Here is a 402-nt window from a genome sequence, read left to right on the forward strand (position 1 = left end):
TGGGCAGAAACTAAAATAACATACACGACAATCCTGTTGTATCAGGCTTTGTGACCAACCCAATAGATTGGAAATTTAGTAGTGCAAGAAATTATGGTAATGATGACCATACCATTTTGGAAATTGATATAAATTAGATAGTGTGTACGAGCGAGACGCTCGCACCTGCTGGGGGTTTACTTCAAAGAAAATAGTTAAAATCATTGATGATAATCCACATGAAAGCCGAAAAGAATGGATGCTCTGGATGTTTGAACCTGCTGGCAAAAAAAATAGCAATGTTGCCAATAAACAGTTTTGGCAGCAGCATAATAAACCAATAGAGATTTGGTCATTAAACGTATTTGAGCAGAAACTAAAATACATACACGACAATCCTGTTGTATCAGGCTTTGTGACCAG

Annotated in this window: 1 pseudogene; it reads left to right on the top strand. The window is 37.1% G+C overall.

Going from position 1 to position 402, the window contains the following annotated elements:
• Nucleotides 1-172 precede the first annotated feature (172 nt).
• Nucleotides 173-402: pseudogene (locus PGOND44_RS14900) on the top strand (transposase); the annotation flags it as partial.

The sequence above is a fragment of the Psychroflexus gondwanensis ACAM 44 genome (genome assembly GCF_000355905.1).
GTDB classification, from domain to species: Bacteria; Bacteroidota; Bacteroidia; order Flavobacteriales; family Flavobacteriaceae; genus Psychroflexus; species Psychroflexus gondwanensis.